Source organism: Virgibacillus dokdonensis (assembly GCF_900166595.1).
In the GTDB taxonomy this organism is placed as follows: domain Bacteria; phylum Bacillota; class Bacilli; order Bacillales; family Amphibacillaceae; genus Virgibacillus; species Virgibacillus dokdonensis.
Map to the genome: position 1 here is coordinate 3,495,590 of NZ_LT745763.1, position 18,130 is coordinate 3,513,719.

Annotated in this window: 14 protein-coding genes and 1 pseudogene; 6 read left to right on the forward strand and 9 right to left on the reverse strand. The window is 36.2% G+C overall.

Annotation, left to right across the window (positions count from 1 at the left end; genetic code table 11):
* Positions 1 to 198: 198 nt before the first annotated feature.
* Complete coding sequence (gene pfkB / locus B2C77_RS17870; RefSeq protein WP_077706276.1) at positions 199 to 1,122, reverse strand: 1-phosphofructokinase; 924 nt, start codon at positions 1,120 to 1,122, stop codon at positions 199 to 201.
* Positions 1,122 to 1,871 (reverse strand): DeoR/GlpR family DNA-binding transcription regulator, encoded by a 750-nt coding sequence (locus tag B2C77_RS17875; protein WP_077706277.1) that lies wholly within the window; start codon positions 1,869 to 1,871, stop codon positions 1,122 to 1,124. Before B2C77_RS17875 ends, pfkB begins: the two co-directional genes overlap by 1 nt.
* Positions 1,872 to 2,209: 338 nt before the next feature.
* On the opposite strand from B2C77_RS17875, the gene B2C77_RS17880 reads away from it, so the two are divergent.
* The 4 genes from B2C77_RS17880 (at position 2,210) to B2C77_RS17895 (ending at position 6,308) form a co-directional block, all read left to right on the forward strand.
* Positions 2,210 to 2,560, forward strand: a complete 351-nt coding sequence (locus B2C77_RS17880) for a DUF4181 domain-containing protein (protein WP_296360656.1) — start codon at positions 2,210 to 2,212, stop codon at positions 2,558 to 2,560.
* Positions 2,561 to 3,317: 757 nt separating this feature from the next.
* Entirely contained in the window at positions 3,318 to 4,901 is a 1,584-nt protein-coding gene (locus B2C77_RS17885) for a Vga family ABC-F type ribosomal protection protein (protein ID WP_077706279.1), read from the forward strand.
* A gap of 368 nt (positions 4,902 to 5,269) precedes the next feature.
* On the forward strand, positions 5,270 to 5,692 hold the full coding sequence (locus B2C77_RS17890; RefSeq protein ID WP_073009747.1) for a MarR family winged helix-turn-helix transcriptional regulator: 423 nt from the start codon (positions 5,270 to 5,272) through the stop codon (positions 5,690 to 5,692).
* Positions 5,693 to 5,705: 13 nt separating this feature from the next.
* Complete coding sequence (locus B2C77_RS17895; RefSeq protein WP_077706280.1) at positions 5,706 to 6,308, forward strand: alpha/beta hydrolase; 603 nt, start codon at positions 5,706 to 5,708, stop codon at positions 6,306 to 6,308.
* A gap of 278 nt (positions 6,309 to 6,586) precedes the next feature.
* Here B2C77_RS17895 and B2C77_RS17900 read toward each other — a convergent pair whose 3' ends face one another.
* Positions 6,587 to 7,540 (reverse strand): calcium/sodium antiporter, encoded by a 954-nt coding sequence (locus B2C77_RS17900; RefSeq protein WP_077706281.1) that lies wholly within the window; start codon positions 7,538 to 7,540, stop codon positions 6,587 to 6,589.
* A gap of 430 nt (positions 7,541 to 7,970) precedes the next feature.
* A complete protein-coding gene (locus B2C77_RS17905) occupies positions 7,971 to 8,822 on the reverse strand; it encodes a VOC family protein (RefSeq protein WP_077706282.1) in 852 nt (283 codons plus the stop codon).
* A 562-nt stretch (positions 8,823 to 9,384) separates the two neighbouring features.
* Here B2C77_RS17905 and B2C77_RS22175 point away from each other — a divergent pair.
* Positions 9,385 to 10,142, forward strand: a pseudogene (locus B2C77_RS22175) (DUF3891 family protein).
* 341 nt (positions 10,143 to 10,483) lie between these two features.
* Here the strand turns inward: B2C77_RS22175 and B2C77_RS17920 are convergent.
* The 4 genes from B2C77_RS17920 to B2C77_RS17935 form a co-directional block, all read right to left on the reverse strand.
* A complete protein-coding gene (locus B2C77_RS17920) occupies positions 10,484 to 11,581 on the reverse strand; it encodes a mechanosensitive ion channel family protein (RefSeq protein WP_077706285.1) in 1,098 nt (365 codons plus the stop codon).
* A 621-nt stretch (positions 11,582 to 12,202) separates the two neighbouring features.
* Entirely contained in the window at positions 12,203 to 12,703 is a 501-nt protein-coding gene (locus B2C77_RS17925; RefSeq protein ID WP_077706286.1) for an NUDIX hydrolase, read from the reverse strand.
* A 126-nt stretch (positions 12,704 to 12,829) separates the two neighbouring features.
* Positions 12,830 to 13,927 (reverse strand): radical SAM/CxCxxxxC motif protein YfkAB, encoded by a 1,098-nt coding sequence (yfkAB, locus tag B2C77_RS17930; RefSeq protein ID WP_077706964.1) that lies wholly within the window; start codon positions 13,925 to 13,927, stop codon positions 12,830 to 12,832.
* Between the two features lie 285 nt (positions 13,928 to 14,212).
* Positions 14,213 to 14,956, reverse strand: coding sequence for an EcsC family protein (locus tag B2C77_RS17935; RefSeq protein WP_077706287.1), 744 nt, complete (start codon positions 14,954 to 14,956; stop codon positions 14,213 to 14,215).
* Positions 14,957 to 15,138: 182 nt separating this feature from the next.
* On the opposite strand from B2C77_RS17935, the gene B2C77_RS17940 reads away from it, so the two are divergent.
* A complete protein-coding gene (locus B2C77_RS17940; RefSeq protein WP_077706288.1) occupies positions 15,139 to 15,795 on the forward strand; it encodes a GntR family transcriptional regulator in 657 nt (218 codons plus the stop codon).
* A 650-nt stretch (positions 15,796 to 16,445) separates the two neighbouring features.
* Here B2C77_RS17940 and brnQ read toward each other — a convergent pair.
* A complete protein-coding gene (gene brnQ, locus B2C77_RS17945) occupies positions 16,446 to 17,804 on the reverse strand; it encodes a branched-chain amino acid transport system II carrier protein (RefSeq protein WP_077706289.1) in 1,359 nt (452 codons plus the stop codon).
* Positions 17,805 to 18,130 lie beyond the last annotated feature (326 nt).

An 18,130-nucleotide genomic window follows, 5' to 3' on the forward strand; every position in this document is an offset into this window, starting at 1 on the left:
GTGATGGGCGACTGCGCAGGAATATCGTACATTAAGTTGGTTGAAAAAGCCACTCCATCGTTGTAAGATTGGTTCACGAAAGACGTCTTTGTCCGTTAAATACCCTACTTGAACCAACTGATGAATTAACTCATCAATCACTTCCCGGTTTCAAATGAAATTATCCCTTCTGTTAATAACTCGGTGATTTTCATACTTTCACTTCCTGTCTGTATATATATGAACGGAAACATCTTGAGCTAACTTCTCTACTAGCTGTCGGTCACATAAATCATTACTAAAAGCTGTCGCACTCCCAGCTGCTACTGCATAACGGAAAGCATCGACCTTACTTGCTTCTGCTGTCATTTGCTCGATAAAAGCCGCTACCATAGAGTCACCTGCACCAACTGTATTAATTACTTCACCTTGCACAGGATCTGCTACAGCGATACAGTCATCGGTCAAATAAATTGCACCTTTTGCACCTAAAGATACGATGACGTGCTGTATCCCATTTTCCACCAGTTGTTTGCCAAAATAGATAGCTTCATCTACGCTGGTTATCTTTTTGTTAAATAAATCACCTAATTCGTGCTCATTTGGCTTTACGAAATATGGTGTCGTTGTCATTAATTGTCGCAAAGGTTGTCCAGACGTATCTACTATAAGACGAACTCCTAATTGTTTGCATGTTTTAGCAATTTCTTCTAAAAATGCAGATGATATCGTACTTGGTATGCTTCCCGCTAAGATAAGCCAATCATGTTTATTAAACTGACTTATCTTTTTTAATAGTTCACGCTGCTGTTTTTCAGAAATGAATGGCGTTGGTCCATTTAATTCTGTCGCTTCCTCCGCCTTTACTTTGACATTTATTCTAGTCGTTTCCTTCGTTTGAATAAAGTCTGTCTTAATGCCTTCTTCTTGCAACTTTTGTGTAATAAACTTTCCTGTAAATCCACCAACAAACCCAAGCGCTGTGGACGGGATATTAAACTGCTGTAACACTCTTGATACATTAATCCCTTTTCCTCCAGGATAGTAATTCACTGCATTTGCTCGATTTAACCCTCCTACTTGAAATGATGCAAGATATGTTGTGTAATCCACGGACGGAGTCATGGTGCATGTGTATATCATTACTCTGCCACCTTTACTGTTGTTTCATTTGTAAAATGTTCCATTTCATCTTGAGGCAGTTCTTCCGTTATTAAAGTAGCCTCCTGCAAATCAAGTACTTTTGCAAAACTTACTTTACTTTTTTTGGAATGGTCTGCTAGTACATAAGTTTGTAAGGCATGGTTCGCGGCCGTTTTTTTCACCATTGCTTCTTCTGGGTCAGGTGTCGTATAGCCCAACTTCACGTGAAAACCGTTAGCACCTAAAAAGCATTTGTCAAAACGATAATGATGAATGGATTGAACGGCTTGTACACCTACTAACGCTCCTGTTTTTTCTTTCATATATCCACCCGTAAGGTAGGTAACGATACCGTTTTGTATTAAAGCTTCGACATGGGAAAGACCATTTGTTACAACGACAACATCTTTTTCTCTAAGAAATGGAATCATTTGCAATGTTGTTGTTCCAGCGTCAATAAATAAGCAATCACCTTCATGAACAAGATATGCTGCAACTTGCGCGATTTTGTTTTTTTCTTGAAGGTTTTTGGTGGATTTTTCTTTTACGCTACATTCTTGTAATTTACGCTCAGGTAAGGTAGCCCCTCCATGAATTCGCACTAATTTGCCTTGTGATTCCAAATCTGTTAAATCCCTACGAATAGTTGATTCAGAAGCTTTCGTTACTTCCATAGCATCTTGTATTTTAATGGATTGCTTTTCCCCTAATAATTGCATTATTTTAGCGTATCGATCTGTCGTTAACAAGTTTATCACTCCAAGCTTGGATTCATTGTTATCATATACTACATTTCATTCAAATTCAATCAAAAACGTTTAAATTCATTTAAACGCATGCACTTTTTCCTATTGCCATCCTTTCCCATTCTATCTTATAATTAATTTACATATATATGGAAATTAGCTGCTGTATAAAGGAAATCTTCAACCAGTAGGAAGGGACTCTTTTACCCCTTTTTCTCCAACTCCCATCTTCCAATTTTGAAGTAAAAGTCTTACAGCAACTTATATCTTGAATGAAAATCACTAACGCCAACTTATAGATATTAACCGGAAAAGGGTGTCTAAAAATGATTTACATCATTATGTTTTCTTTACTTATTCTTCATATTATTATCCAAAAACGACTAATTAGGAGCTTGAACATGAACGCAAACGATGATGATGAATCAAAAGAGAAATACGTAAATAATATTCATCGATACGGTGAAAAAACGCTTAACTTTTTAATTCTGATCATCATTACAATAACCATCATCGATTATCACGAATTTAGAGTATTTATCTTTATAAGTATGGCTATCCTTTTCGCTTTTCGCACCTATATAGAATGGAAGCATATAAAGGGAAGCCTGCAATACCTGCTTAGCGCTACATCTATTGGATTATGCATTATTGGTGCCGTCGTTTACAGCATACTGGATCATATAATTTAAGAAGGCTACCGTTTTCTTGTGCTATTGTTCTTAGAAAAAATTGGTTTATCCCCAATTCTTAAGACGGAGGAACGCCGTCGTTTTGCTTAAACTATGAACTCTAAAATCTTTATACTTTGCATAAGTACTATTACATCAGTACTTTTATGAAAAGTGATGGCTTGCTGCGTTTAAGATAACATAAATAAAGTGAATAAACTTTCCATTTCAGTTAGACAAAATAGCAAAAATTCTATATAATGGAATTAACAAATTACGGAAAGGGTGACCCAATTACATGAAGTATTAATCCTATTTACTGAAAAATTGTTCAACATGCAGCATTTTCAACAGAAGTCTGTTCAATTTGTATGCATTTCAAGCCTTTCAGAATAGGATGATACGCTTTGTAATTGGCATAAAATTTTTCACATTGCTTTTTATATGTAGATATTACCAGCTTACATATACAGGCTTGTGTTTATTTATCACTGTCTTTACATTCGTCTTCTGTTCTGAAAAGTTCAGGAGGCTTTTTTTGTGCTATGAAAGTAGGTTTATTCTATAAACAAGACTAGAAACTACCATTTTCGATCGGTGGAAACCTTATAGCATGTTAGAAAAGCATGGCTAGCGATAAGTCTTTATGACGATAGAACGCCATCATTTCGCTTATGCTACAATCCCTAACATCTCTACTTTCCTATCGTGCAAAAAAACCTCCTGTTTCCGCTAATTATTCGGTTTACATGAACCTATCTACACAGGAGGCGATCCTATGCATTTACTATTGGATGCAAAAAAGATTTCATACTATATTAAAGATCGTAAATTACTATCCATAGAAGCATTACGTGTGCATCGAGGAGATCGAATTGGTTTAGTTGGTAAAAACGGTTGTGGAAAGACAACGCTATTAAAAATACTTGCAGAAACAATGACGGCTGAAACGAGCCATCTTTCTCTGTACGGTTCGATTGATTTAGTACCACAATTAAAAGAAACGAAAGAAACAAAAAGTGGCGGTGAAATAACGCAAGCATATATAAGCAAAGCACTAGCAAGAAAAGCAGACATTTTACTTGCTGATGAGCCAACAGCAAATTTAGACACCTCCCATATGGAAGCGTTAGAAGCCAACTTACAAAACTGGCCCGGTGCCTTCATTATCGTTTCTCATGATCGGGAATTTTTAGATGCCATATGTACGAACATTTGGGAGCTAGAAGATGGCATTCTTACAACATACAAAGGCAACTATTCTGATTATCAACAACAAAAAGAAGTACAAATACAACAGCAAGAACAAGCGTATGATACCTATATAAAAAAGAAATCACAACTAGAAGAAGCACTCGCTTTAAAAGAAAAAAAGGCACAGCGGGCAACAAAAAAACCAAAGCAAACGAGCAACTCAGAAGCGAAAATTACAGGAGCAAAGCCTTATTTCGCCAATAAACAAAAAAAATTACGCAAAAACGCTAAAGCAATAGAAACACGCATTGAAAAACTAGAAAAAGTAGAAAAAGCTCGGGAAGTTCCCCCTCTTAAAATGGAGTTGCCAAATGAAAAAACAATCTTAGGGAGAAATCTTTTACGAGTTGAAGATGTAACAGGAGAAGTACATCAACGTTTATTATGGAATAAAGTTAGCTTCCAAATAAAAGGTGGCGATAAGGTAGCGATCATTGGAGCTAACGGAAGTGGGAAAACAACACTGATAAAAAAGTTACTCCTACCAACAGAGCAAGTCCACCATTCTCCAGCTATGAAAATCGGTTACTTTAGTCAAAATTTAGATGTACTTGATACGAACAAATCTATTTTACAAAATGTACGTGAGACCTCCCATCAAAACGAGACTTTAATCCGTACAGTATTAGGAAGGCTTCATTTTTATCGCGATGATGTCCATAAACAAGTAGCTGTCCTTAGTGGAGGTGAACGAGTCAAGGTTGCTTTTGCTAAATTATTTGTAAGCAATATTAACACCATTATTCTTGACGAACCGACTAATTTTCTTGATATTGAAGCTGTGGAAGCTTTAGAATCGCTGTTAACAGAATATCAAGGCACTGTCATATTCGTCTCCCATGACCGAAGATTCATTCAGACCGTCGCAACTACAATCTTCGCTTTCGAAGATCAGACCATAAAGATTTTCGCAGGCACTTATGAAGCGTATAAGCAAGCATCCTCACAACAAAAAGAAGACGCAAGCGAGCAGGAACGAATGGTTATTGAAACAAAAATGACCGAGATACTAGGAAAATTAAGCATAGAGCCTTCAGACGAATTGGAGCAAGAATTTCAAGAACTTGTCGCGAGAAAAAATGAATTAGAAGCAAAGAAAAAACGTTAATTGGCTATGGAACACTGGACGGAGATATTGCTTGAATAAGCAATATCTCTCTTACATAAACTAAATTTACACAACAAGCTTTGATTATATTGTACGAATCGTATTAGTCAAAAAATTCTCTTCGTTTATGTTTTCACTTGCTCCACAACAAAAATTGACATAAAATTAAATATCATTTTAACATTTAGCCTTCATCGATTATGTTTCATCTCGCTTTACCTGTTTAAAATTTCTAATCAGGAATTTAGCACGTCTTCTGAACCATACAACGATAATCGATATGCTTTGACACGTGTTGGCAAATCTTTTATATTTAATTAAGAATATATGAATTAATATATTTCGTAAGATAAGGAGAATGAACAACTATGAAAGAAAATCTATCGCTAAAAGCTTTTGTCGTATTAATTAAAGCGTCAAAAGCGTTACAAGACTATGTTATGGAAGATATGAAGAATTATGGCATGAAGACTTCTGAATTCACTATTCTTGAAACGCTTTATCATAAAGGAAAACAAACCGTTCGGGAAATATCTGAAAGTGTACTGATTAAAACTGGCTCCATTACGTATGTTATTGATAAATTGGAGGAAAAAGGATTGCTCCAAAGAAAACATTCCCAAGAAGATAGACGTGTCGTTTATATTGATATTACAGATAAAGGAAAGCAACTGATGGATGAAATTTTTCCAAAGCATCAGCAAGTCATTGAAGAACTCTTTATGGATGTAAGTGATGAACAAAAAAAAGTTGTTATCGACGTATTAAAAAAAGCTGGAAAGCGTTTATAAGGAGAGATTAAAGATGAAACATATTTTTCAAGAAGGAAACGATCCTACAAAACCTACATTATTATTGTTGCACGGTACTGGTGGTACAGAACAGGATCTGCTTCCATTAGCTGAAAGAATAGATGAAGGGGCAAATGTATTAAGTGTAAGGGGAAATATTCTTGAAAATGGCATGCCTCGCTTTTTCAAGCGTTTAGCCGAAGGAATTTTCGATGAAGAAGACCTTATTTTTCGAACCAAGGAATTAAATACCTTTTTAGATGAAGCGGCGGAAACATATACCTTTCATAGAGATAACATCATTGCTATCGGATACTCCAACGGCGCAAATATCGCAGCAAACTTACTTTTTCATTATCAACATGCACTTCGTGGTGCAATACTCCATCATCCTATGGTACCACGTCGGGGTATAGCTTTACCAAATTTAGCTCATAAACATGTGTTTATCGCTGCAGGAATAAATGACCCTATTTGTCCACCACAAGAATCAAAAGACTTAACAAAAATATTAAAGGATGCTGGCGCAAATGTCCATTTGCATTGGGAAAATCAAGGTCACCAATTAACATTACAAGAAGTAGAATCCGCAGCACAGTGGTACCAACATTTATAAGCTTTTTTACACTTACGTTTATTTGAATAGCCGACGATAAATGTAAAAGCGGGTGTTTCTTGCTCACTTCTGCGCGTGACTTGCTGAATCCACGCTCGTACCGCTAATGTCTGGGCGCAACTTTCTTGATATACCTCTCTCCTTTTTCCATTCCAAAGGCAAAATTTTTCGCAAGCGTGCGCCCGCTATCACTTCACGCGATGGGCGGGCGAATTTTTGCATGGAGGGAGAGATTTTCTTGGATTGACGAGCGACTTAGAAACGCTTCCTGCCTTTGTTTAATTTCTTACTATGATATACACCGTATAAACGATATAGCCTATAACTAATACAAGGCCTTCACGTTTATCGATGCGAAAGTTTGTGCGAGAAAAAATAAGTAGTAGCACGGTGATAGCAATCATTATCAAAATGTCGATAGTAATTTTCCCGCTGACTTCTAAAGGAGAAATAACTGCAGAAGTTCCAAGAACGAATAAAATGTTAAAAATATTGCTTCCAACAATATTTCCTAAAGCTATTTCACTTTCCTTTTTTAAAGCCGCTGTAATGGAGGTTACTAGTTCTGGTAGGGAGGTTCCAATCGCTATGATGGTTAAACCGACAAGAGCTTCACTCATTCCCCATGAGTAAGCAATGTCCTTTCCATTTTCCACAACCATCTGACCACCGAGGACAATGCCTAAAAGCCCAAGAATGGTAATTGTAATGTTTTTTCCCCATTTAACGTCTTGAACAGCATTAACTTCACTTCCATTTTCACGACTCTTTAACGCTACTTCAATGACATAGAACATGAATACAGATAAAAACAATAGAAATATAAGCCCGTCACTTCGAGATATTGTATTTAGATTCAGGCCTTGCAATACTTTATCATTAATTAATATTAATAAAGCAACACTTGCAAGCAAAGTAAAAGGAATTTCTTTTCGAATTGTTTCATTCTCTACTTTAATTGGAAACAATACCGCTGCGATTCCAACCACAAGTGTTATATTAAAAATGTTGCTCCCAATAACATTCCCCATCGATACGTCTGCTGTCCCTTGTAATGAAGCAATAATACTTACCGTTGCCTCTGGAGAGCTTGTACCAAATGCAACAATAGTTAAACCAATTAATATTGGTGGAACTCTTAGTAGTCTGGCAATATTTGACGAACCATCTACAAAAAAATCAGCACCTTTTATTAATAAAACAAATCCAACAATCAATAGAACATACGCCATAAATGTGATCTTCCTTTTCTGTCAATTAGTATGTCTTTCTGTTAAGGGGTAGTGATCAATTTCACAACCATCTTTTGATCTAAGTAGCTGTACAATGTAACGTATTGATGTACTATATGTAGCATTTCACAGCTTATAAAATAATTACATTACCGTTTATACTCTTATTCTCCACATTTTAATAACCACTACACATTTTAACGTATATGTAGCAAAAACGTTATTAGAAAGACTTGGCGATAAAACGCCATTGTTTTGCTTATACTATAAACCATAGAAATTCCATACTTTCTAATAGCACCTAAAAAACAAGCAAAGATTGCTTTGCTTGTTCTACAATAAATCTCTAATTACTAGTCGCTTGTCCCTCACTGATTGTTTAAATTTAATTTAATCCTCTCCAACACCTATTCTCTACAGCAACTTATATTCAGGATAGATAAATTTCATTTCCAGACGGGTCGTCTACGTATAAACCATCCCCATCCTTTGCTCGAATAGCATGCCATCCCCTTTTCTTTAACTGATCATGAATTATATCTATTGCTTGCGTTTTCGGAAATGCAATAGAAAAATACTTTAGACCAGCACTATATTTTTCTGGTGGAAGGGCTTTTTCTCCATTCCAAACATTAATAGCAATATGGTGATGATAGTCACCAGTCGATAAAAATAATGCTCCTGGATAATGGGCTACTTCCGTAAAACCTAATATTTTTACATAAAACGCTTTCGCTTGTTCCAAATTGTTTACATGTAAGTGTATATGTCCTATCAGACTTTCCTTCGGTGCACCTCTCCATTTACCAGATGGTTCCGCCAACAATCCAGCTGTATCTAACTGATGCGTTGTCATCATTACTTGATCATCATCCCACTTCCACCTACTTGATGGGCGATCACGATACACTTCTATTCCATTTCCATCTGGGTCCGTTAAATAAATCGCTTCACTAACGTGATGGTCTGAGGCCCCAAAAGGAATTTGTTCCTCTAAACAAAACTGTAAGAATGATGCCAAATCACTTCTATTTGGAAGCAATATAGCAAAATGATACAGCCCTGTTCTCCCCTGTTGTTTCGATAAAACAGATTCTGGCTGTTCCAAAGTTAATATCGGAGTAGCACCATTTGCTGACAGTACAGCTTGGTGTTGAGATTTCTCTAATAAAGAAAAACCGAACAAATATTGATAATATGCAAGTGAATGCTTTAAATTTGTCACGTAAATCGAAACTTCGTTTACATGAGCCACCGAATGATCAAAAAACTTCGTCTCCATTACTGCACCCCTTTTAGTTACTTTTTAAAATAAAGTTATTTATAGTAAGTAATTGTATAGGCAAAATGTTTTCTTGTCAATCTTATTCGTGTAGAATTGACATGCACTTCCTAAAAGCACATCCAATTGGGAATAGCTTTGGGTTCAAAAAGCTCCTTCTAAAATCACCATAACAAATTAAAAAAATAATTGAAGAACTTGAAAAACGATTATTATACCAATTCTGTTATAAACACAAAATCATTAGAAGAACTAGAGTTAATCCCAAATCTATCATGAAACATAAAAGCTGTAATTATTTGTATGTTACTTGGCTAACCGCCAAACCTTGTAAAGGAAGTGGTCGTTTTTCTTATACTATAAACTTAAAAAATTTATACTTTCTGGCAAAAAACCGCTTGCAAGAACTTTTCATAGTAAATGTTAGTTCCCCATTACGAGCTATGGCAATTCATGATACGATAGTCACGCTTTCATTATGTTCGTTTTCTTTCGTGTAAAATGAGGAATATATAATAAAAGCATTCATTTCTTACTTCCAATTAAAAAGGAGGATGTTTTATTGATTATTCGCAAGCAACAAAATAGCTTTATCTTCATAGAGCAAGATCAACATGCTCGCATATCTGAAAGTATGATTAGACATTGGAACAAAGCATATTTACCGCAATCTCCATACCACGATTCTGCCATTTATGCCATCCAACAACATGATGTTGGATGGAGACCGTTTGATGAAGAACCATTTTGGAATGACCAATCGCAAGCACCTCACAATTTCACAGATTTTCCAACACCAGCTAAGACCGTGTTATATACTGCTGGAATCGAAAAAGTCGCTTCTGCAGATTTGTATGCAGGTTTGTTATGCAGCTTACACTATACGCGTTTTCTTGAAAAAGATACTTCTACTATAGTAAACAATTTGTTAATCAAGAAAGAAGCAGACAACAACGAATAATAAATATCCTGAAACAGTTTGATAAAGAAGTATTAGCTATCCATCTTGGTTTATTGCAGCTTTGTGATAATCTTTCTTTATTTATTTGCCTCAATGAACCAGGAGAAAACACGCACCCTTTCTTTAAAAAAGGTATTCCCTTATCGGCTAAATTGAAAGGTTTTACAAACCAACTACTAGAAGCGACGTGGCAAGATAAACAGACAATTCAACTATCACAACTGCCATTTTCATCAGCAACAGCATTCACTTACCCGTATAAGCAGGTAACAAAAACGTCCATTTTAAAGCAAGGATTGATTCCAGCATATCAACAAGCACCTATAGAAGAAGTAGCTATTACTTTTGTGCAAGGATAAAGTGATCTCACACCTAAACGAATAGGCTAAAAGATCTTGACTTGCTGTTATCTCCCACTTAAGCTTACCCATTCACATTTGCCATTATGAAAGTGTAAGTCGTACAATTCTTTCTATCTGCATTCAAATTGCTGCAACACAACCATTAGAACCCATATCCATATTCAGCATTTTTAGCCAAAATGGTCTCATGCTTGTAGTTGTTCTCGTATCACAACTGCATTCCGATGAAGTTTTCCATTCTCCTATGAATATGACTTAAGTTAGTCGAATCAATATAATGATTTTAAGAGGCACTTACCTCACTTTGTTGTTGTGCCTCAAAGCTTTTATACTACGCCCTAACCTTCCTCCCCTTCCCTTACATGCGTCAAAAAGTTATCCGCTTCATTTGTGACAAATAATTTTCGTGTAGGCAACGCGATGGTCACTTGTTCTTTTTCCAAAATATCTAAAATCATTAGATTCACTTCTTCTCTAACTTGCAAATACGCTCCCCAATCCGTCGTATTCGTGAAAAAGTATAAGAATATATCTAAACCATTTTCCTGATATTGATCAAAATGAACAAAAATGGTTTCTTTATGAATCGCTTCGTTTGCTAACAGTTTTTTTCTAATTTGCGCAATCACATTTTCCATTCTATCTCTTGGTGTATCATAAGTCACCCGTAAATTAAACGTAATTTGTCGCTTTTCCATTTTGCTCCAATTTGTGATGGATTCATTGGCTAGCGTTGCATTGGGGACGGTAACGAGTGCTTGAGCAAATGTACGTATTTTTGTACTACGAAAAGAAATATCTTCTACCGTCCCTTCTACACTTGGAGTTAAAATCCAATCGTCAATCGTAAATGGTTTTTCCGTAATGATGATGATCCCACCAAAGAAATTAGCAAGCGCATCTTTAGCAGCCAGTGCGAAAGCTAACCCACCAATACCCAGACCTGCGACAAATCCATTGATATCATAACCAAATTCCTGGGCAATAATGCTAAAACAGATAGCCACAATAATTAACCTCACTGCCTTTGATAAAAAAGGGATTAAAATGGAGTCGATATTAAATTGAAATTTTTCATTCAACTTTGCAAAGAGCAAGGAGGAGGAAGAAGATAGATGAAATAATCCCCAGCCAAATATAAAAATAATGGCAGAACGAATCACTTGCAGAAAAAAAGTGTTTGTATGATGAACATATGGAAATAAGATCACAGCGATATATATGCCCATAATGAGAATAAGCCCTTGTATAGGCCTTTCAAAAGAAGCGCGCAACTGAACAAAAATGCCGTTCAATGTATGATTACTAATCTTCAATAACAATGCAAATAAATAACGAGTAGCTCGTTTGCGTAAGAAGAAAAAAGTTAGTAACACGATAATCGATATACTGCTATGAATGATTTTTTCATATGCTTGCAAAATATCCCATAACATAAAGCAACCTTACCTCCACAACATAATGTTTTCCTTGCTACTATGTATATAAGCTATTACAGGAAATTAGACATACAGGTTAAGTGAAAATATCGTTGCAGTAAAAAAGAGAAATATGCCAATAAAGGGCAACCGTAGCAGGGGTTCTATCATTCCTATGGATTTGTGGGGTTTAACTGCTGATATGTATAGCTACGCTTTGCATCTTTCTTACAAGCACAATAAAGGAGTGATCAATTATTCCACTTTCTGTCCCCCTTTCCTATAACATAAAAAGCACGGCATAAGTACCGTGCTTTTTTTGCTTCCATTAATCTGTATTTCATCTATACTTTGAATGGATAAATGGAAGGAATGTTCCAATCAAAGCGCCTACTACAATGACAATCGCAAGGAAATAATTACCCATAATTCCCCATTCGTCTTCACTAAAAAGATATGTTAAAGCGAAAAAAATAAATGATGCCAAAGTTACCACGATTACTGTAGTCAAGTACGTCATTTTTTTATAATTTTTGTTTAGTAAAGTCCGAGAAGTAAAATAAAAAACAACACTCCGCGAATGAAGCAGGGTCTACATTTTAATGGTATATACCCAACACCAAAATATTGTTAAATGTTTTAGCAATATCTAGGTTTTTTGGAGGGTACTAAGGCGTAAAAATCGTGGATGGTTGGAACAATTTGTCCTCGTTCCCTCATTTGTTGATAGGTTTGTTTCGTCACCCATTTCGCATCTATAACTTCTTCCGGTTGCAGGGTAAGTTCTTCGATGGCAATATTCGAAAAAAACAACCACGTGTCAAGATGATAATTTTCTCTAACCTCATGCTGAAGTAACTGCGCAGTTTCCATTTGCAAAGGCAAACCTAATTCTTCAGCTACTTCCCTACATGCACCTTGCAAACTATTTTCTCCAGCGATCACAGAGCCACCTGTACATTCCCAATAACCTCCATATGACTTGCCTGGATGCCGTTTGGAAAGCAACAATTCTCCTTGATCATTTTGTATCCAAACATGAACAACTAAATGATATTTCCCTTTAGGTATTGGCTTCCCTCTCGTATGTATCTCCTTCAGTTTGTTTCGGTTCCGATCATAAAGATCCCATACTTCCATCCAATCCCCCTCCAGTATATGTCATTTATGTCATCCAAATGTTTCGTTATCGCCTACTCTTTTTAGCGAAAGATCGACCTATTTCCTTATCCTATCATGTAGTTCAAAACTACCTATACAATTTTCTTATCGCTTAATCATTGCTTGCCGCTGTTGAAAATCAACGTCTTTGTAATACGTGTTCTTTACCAATACGTTGGGGCCAAGACATTTTACAGCAGGACAATGGCAGTTAAGAGATGTAGCCGTTTCGGTTGCCATCCAGCGCTCATAAGCCTCCGGTAAACGAGTCGTTTGTACATTTCCGAGCTTCGGTTCATCACCAAAATCCGTTACAATGATGTCCCCGGAAAATATATTCACATTTAAGCGAGAACGACCATCTGGATCATTTCTTACCGAAACATTTTTCGCTTTAAATATACGTTTTTGCAGTTCTAAATCAGCCTGTGACGAGCTACATGGATAAAACGGCAATGTGCCAAATAACATCCAAACTTCTTGGTTTCGATGATTAAGTAATCGTTCTATTCCAGTACGAATTTCATCCAAAGTCAACGTTTCTAAGTTGCTTGCAAAATCAACGGGATACATCGGATGAATTTCATGTCTTGCACAACCCATCTCCAGAACATGATCGTGTATGCTCTCCAAATATGGATACGTACGACGATTTAACATCGTTTCGGCTGATACCATGACACCTTCCTCGGATAATCGTTGTGCATTTTCTACCATTCTAGAAAAATATTTTTTCCGGTTTTCTAACGAAGGTTTTCGCTCCATTTTTGCAAATCCTGTTTCCGCAAACTCATCGGCAGTGCCCCAGTTATGAGAAATATGTAAAACGTCTAAATACGGAATAATAGCTTCATATCTACTATATGGTAACGTCAGATTCGAATTTATTTGCGTTTTCACACCACGACGATGAGCATAGCGCAATAGTGGCACAACATGTTCGCGCACCGATTTTTTGGACATCATTGGTTCGCCACCCGTTATGCTTAATGTTCGCAAATGGGGAATTTCATCAAGCCTTTGCTGCAATAATTCCATTGGCAATGCTTCTGGGTCTTTCGCTTGCAATGTGTAGCCAACAGCGCAATGGGCACAGCGCATATTACAAAGCGTTGTTGTAGTAAATTCAATGTTTGATAATGTCATCTTTCCATGCTGTTCCACATCTAAATATGCTTCCCAAGGATCATAGGAAGGTGACATTTGTTTCTTCGCTTGTATTTGTTTCACACGTAAAACCCCTTCTACTTTGGTTAGAAAACTTTACTTGTCGCCATGTCATATGGCGAAAGCTGTCATTTTCTTATACGATAATCCTGTAAACTTTTATTTCCTATCGTGTTAGAAAAACTTGGTTTAGCACCAACTCTTTATGGAAAAAAACGACGCCTTCTGTCTAATTCTACTATCGATAGCATCAAAATATCATTTATTTTACATGTTTGAAAAGAATCTGTCTATATAGCCAAATACCAACTGCTATTTCCTTTATTCTTGTTTAGAAATGAAAGACCCACCACCCGGAAGTGACAGTAGACGTAAGCGATATGCATTCATCGCCGTGTCTCCTAGTTGGTCCAATAAATTGTAGTTAGCATATGCACCGACTATCGCACCAAACCCTGGCACCATTTGCAGTAATTTTACCAAGTCGATATAATCGCGATATTCTTGTTGAAACACTTCCCAATCCATTTCAACTAGCTTATGTTTTTCCTGCTCCCAATTTTCAATCGTATACATCGTTTGTTTTCGCATTTCATCGCGAGAAAAGGCAAGCTGGAAAACATGTAACATAAATAACCGTTCTTCGTATTCTTTTGTATCAAAACCATAAATAGCCGCAGTTTCAAATAAAAACTTCACCTTAATAGACAATAAGAGTGGAAAGTCTGCCAAACCAAGAAATATACCTCCTGCTCCTGTTCCAGCCCCCTCAATCGTAGCTGTTTTGCGATAGCTTTCTAATTTTTCTTTTACGAGCGCATCCTGCTTGTATAAACTTTTTTCTGGAATAAGCGCTTTTTTAGTCGTAAGTTGCGATCCTACTAGCATAGTTTTCACCATATTTTTAATGCTTTCTGTAATAAAACGTTGCACCTTAGCAGGAATCCAACTATTTATTTTCGTTTGCGCTTTTTTAGATACTTGATGAAACAGATTAGGATTTTGATACATCTTCTTTCGCCACTGCGCGAGTTCACGTTGTACAGACTGTTCGTAAGCATCCATAAAATAAAGCCTCCTTTATTGTATAAGAAAAACGACAGCGTTTTTCCGCCATACGACTTTCGACAAGTAAAGTTTTTCAAAAAGGGAAAAGAACACAAATATATTGTATATTTCCATGACTTCTTATTTTAATGTATACTATTGATTATACAATATATTTATTCGGTAAAGGGGGAAAAGAGATGCCTATACCTGTAAATCATTCGAAACCTGTTCGACAATCAGCAAAAGAAAGCGCATATAATCAAATACAGCAATGGATTATTGATGGTACATTACAGCCTGGTGAAAAGCTGAATGATTCAGAATTAGCGCAAGCATTGGGGATTAGCAGAACACCAGTGAGAGAGTCGCTGCAACTATTGGAAACAGAAGGATTTGTTCAAATGTTTCCTGGAAAAGCTACACAAGTAACCGAAGTGGAAAAAGAATCGATGAAAGATTTGCTACCGCCTTTAGCTGCTTTGCAAGCTTTAGCTGCTGAATTAGCTGTAGACAATTTAACGGCAGATGTCCTCGACTTGCTAGAAACAACGAACGACAGATTTGCAAAAGCCATTCATTCCGAAAATTACTATGCCGCATTAAAGATCGATGAAGAGTTTCATCAAATCATTGTTGATATAGCAAACAACCCTTACATCCAGCGAATTATTGCACATCTGCAAGCGCATGTCAGACGATTATTTTTTCATAACTCCATTGTTTTAACTGAAAAATCGATCGAAGAGCATGCAAAAATTATTGAACTAATAAAAAATAGTAACAAAGAAGCATTATCACCAATAATGAAAGAGAATTGGTTACGAACGATAGACGAAATTGAATCATCACAATAAATTTATACAGGAGATATAAAAGAAACTCATCTATACCTGACAAAGGCGTAGTCAACTGTAAACCCAACACGTAGTAAATCATGAACTTGGCTCACGCCAACCCTTCAGGTGCATATATTCGTCCATTATCATTGGCTCACCTTCCTCAATATGACCGCATCTCCCCCTCATAGCATTTTACTATTTGCAACAGCAATCCTCTATGTTAGAAAAATCGGCTATTTGTCATAGCTTTTCATAACGAAAGCCTTCTTTCTTTGCTAATTAGTGGGAGGTTTCTTTTATCTTCCACCGCTTATTTAATTGCTCAAAAATATGACCTAAAGGCCGCTTACGAAAAATAAATAAATTTTGTTCTCTACTACTTACACCTAGCTCCCATCTTCCAATTCTTAAAATGGAATTTTACAGCATCTTATCTACAGGATAAAAACGAAAATGATCTGCTCGCATATTTTTGCAAGCAGATCATTTTCACATATGAATAATAGCGAATTGGCTCTTAATGGAAAAACCACTCAAAATTGCTGAGTCACACTCTTTAAACATAATATAGTACAAGTTTAGAAAACTTAGCTTTGTGCAAAATCATATGGCGTGGTTTTGCTTTACTATCAGAAATATATACCTTCTATAACGAAACATGGACGTTAAGAAGCATGAACCGTAGAAGGCTTTACTAATCTCAAAACCGTTCCAGATATAATCAATACGATAAAAGCAGGTAATAGCCAGCCAAGCCCTTGATTATAAAGAGGCAACATCGATTCATAAAAAGAAATAATTGGCTTTAACCACGGAAAGTACGCGATGCCTAACGTCTCACATAATGTTTTCAAACCATCAACCAAACTAATGCCAAATGTCACTAAAGTGACGGAAACATAAACGGCTCTTTTATGATGAAACAATGGTGATAGAAACGCTAATATCATTAATACAATGGCAAGTGGGTATATCAGCATTAAAACGGGTATCGAATATTTTATAATGTTAGTTAATCCAAAGTTCGCAATGGTAAAAGTAACAATCGTAAACAGTAATACGAACTTCCGGTAACTTAACTTTGGATATAAAGAATGGAAATATTCCGAACACGCAGTTGTTAAGCCAATACTCGTTGTTAAACAAGCTAACGTAATAACGATCGCAAGTAAAATCATGCCAGCTGTTCCAAAATAATGTGTTGCTGCACTACTTAAAACGGGGCCACCTGTGTCAAAAATACCATAGACACTCGTACTCGTAGCTCCTAAATATGCAATTCCGACATAAATAGTAGCAAGTAACGCAATTGCAACAGTTCCTGCCTTCGCTGTGGTGCGCATAATTTCTGTTTTTGATGTTACTCCAAAGGAACGGATAGCTTTAATCACTATAATCCCAAATACAAGTGATGCCAGTGCATCCATCGTATTATAACCTTCTAAAAACCCTTTAACAAACGCTCCACTCACATAACCGTCTTGCGGCATTTCAGCTGGCCCCATCGGGTTAACAAAAACAAACGTCAATAATACAAGTAGTAATATAACAATTCCTGGAGCTAACAGTTTACCGACATAATCGACAATTTTTGCTGGATATAGTGAAAATAGCATCGTTATAACAAAAAATAGAAAAGAAAAAATAAATAGTCCGATTTGTGAGAATTCTTCAGCCGTAAAAGATGAAAAACCAACATCATAAGCAACTGTAGCTGTACGTGGTGCTGCAAAAAAAGGCCCAATTGTTAAATATAAAACAGATGTAAATAAAACACCGTAAACAGGATGAATTCTTCCAGCTAAATCCTGTAGACTTTCACTATTTGAAAAACTCATAGCTAAAATACCTAATAGAGGTAGTCCAACTCCTGTAATCAGAAATCCAGCTACTGCTTGCCAAATGTTACCTCCTGCCAGTTGACCAAGTTGGGCGGGGAAAATTAAATTACCTGCTCCAAAAAACAAGGCAAACAACATAACGCCTATTGCTGTATAACTAGAAAAAGATAGTTTTTTATCCATATATTATGTTCTCTCCCGATGTTAAAATAGTTAAACAATATAATATGCAATATATCGCTGATGACATACATCATACTATGTTTTCGACAAACATGCAATATATTACTTAAATTATTTCAACATTTCGACATGAACGAAGAGAATTGTCACTATTTATTAATAAATCTGGTTATTATAGACAATTCTCCCACTACAGATAATCCGTATTGTTTGCAATTCGAACTTCTCTTGCTCTTTTGCTACAATATCATATAAAACATATCATCAGGAGGATCTATTCTGCAAAGAATCCATGTTATTCGTGTAATAACCACGTTTGCGATTGC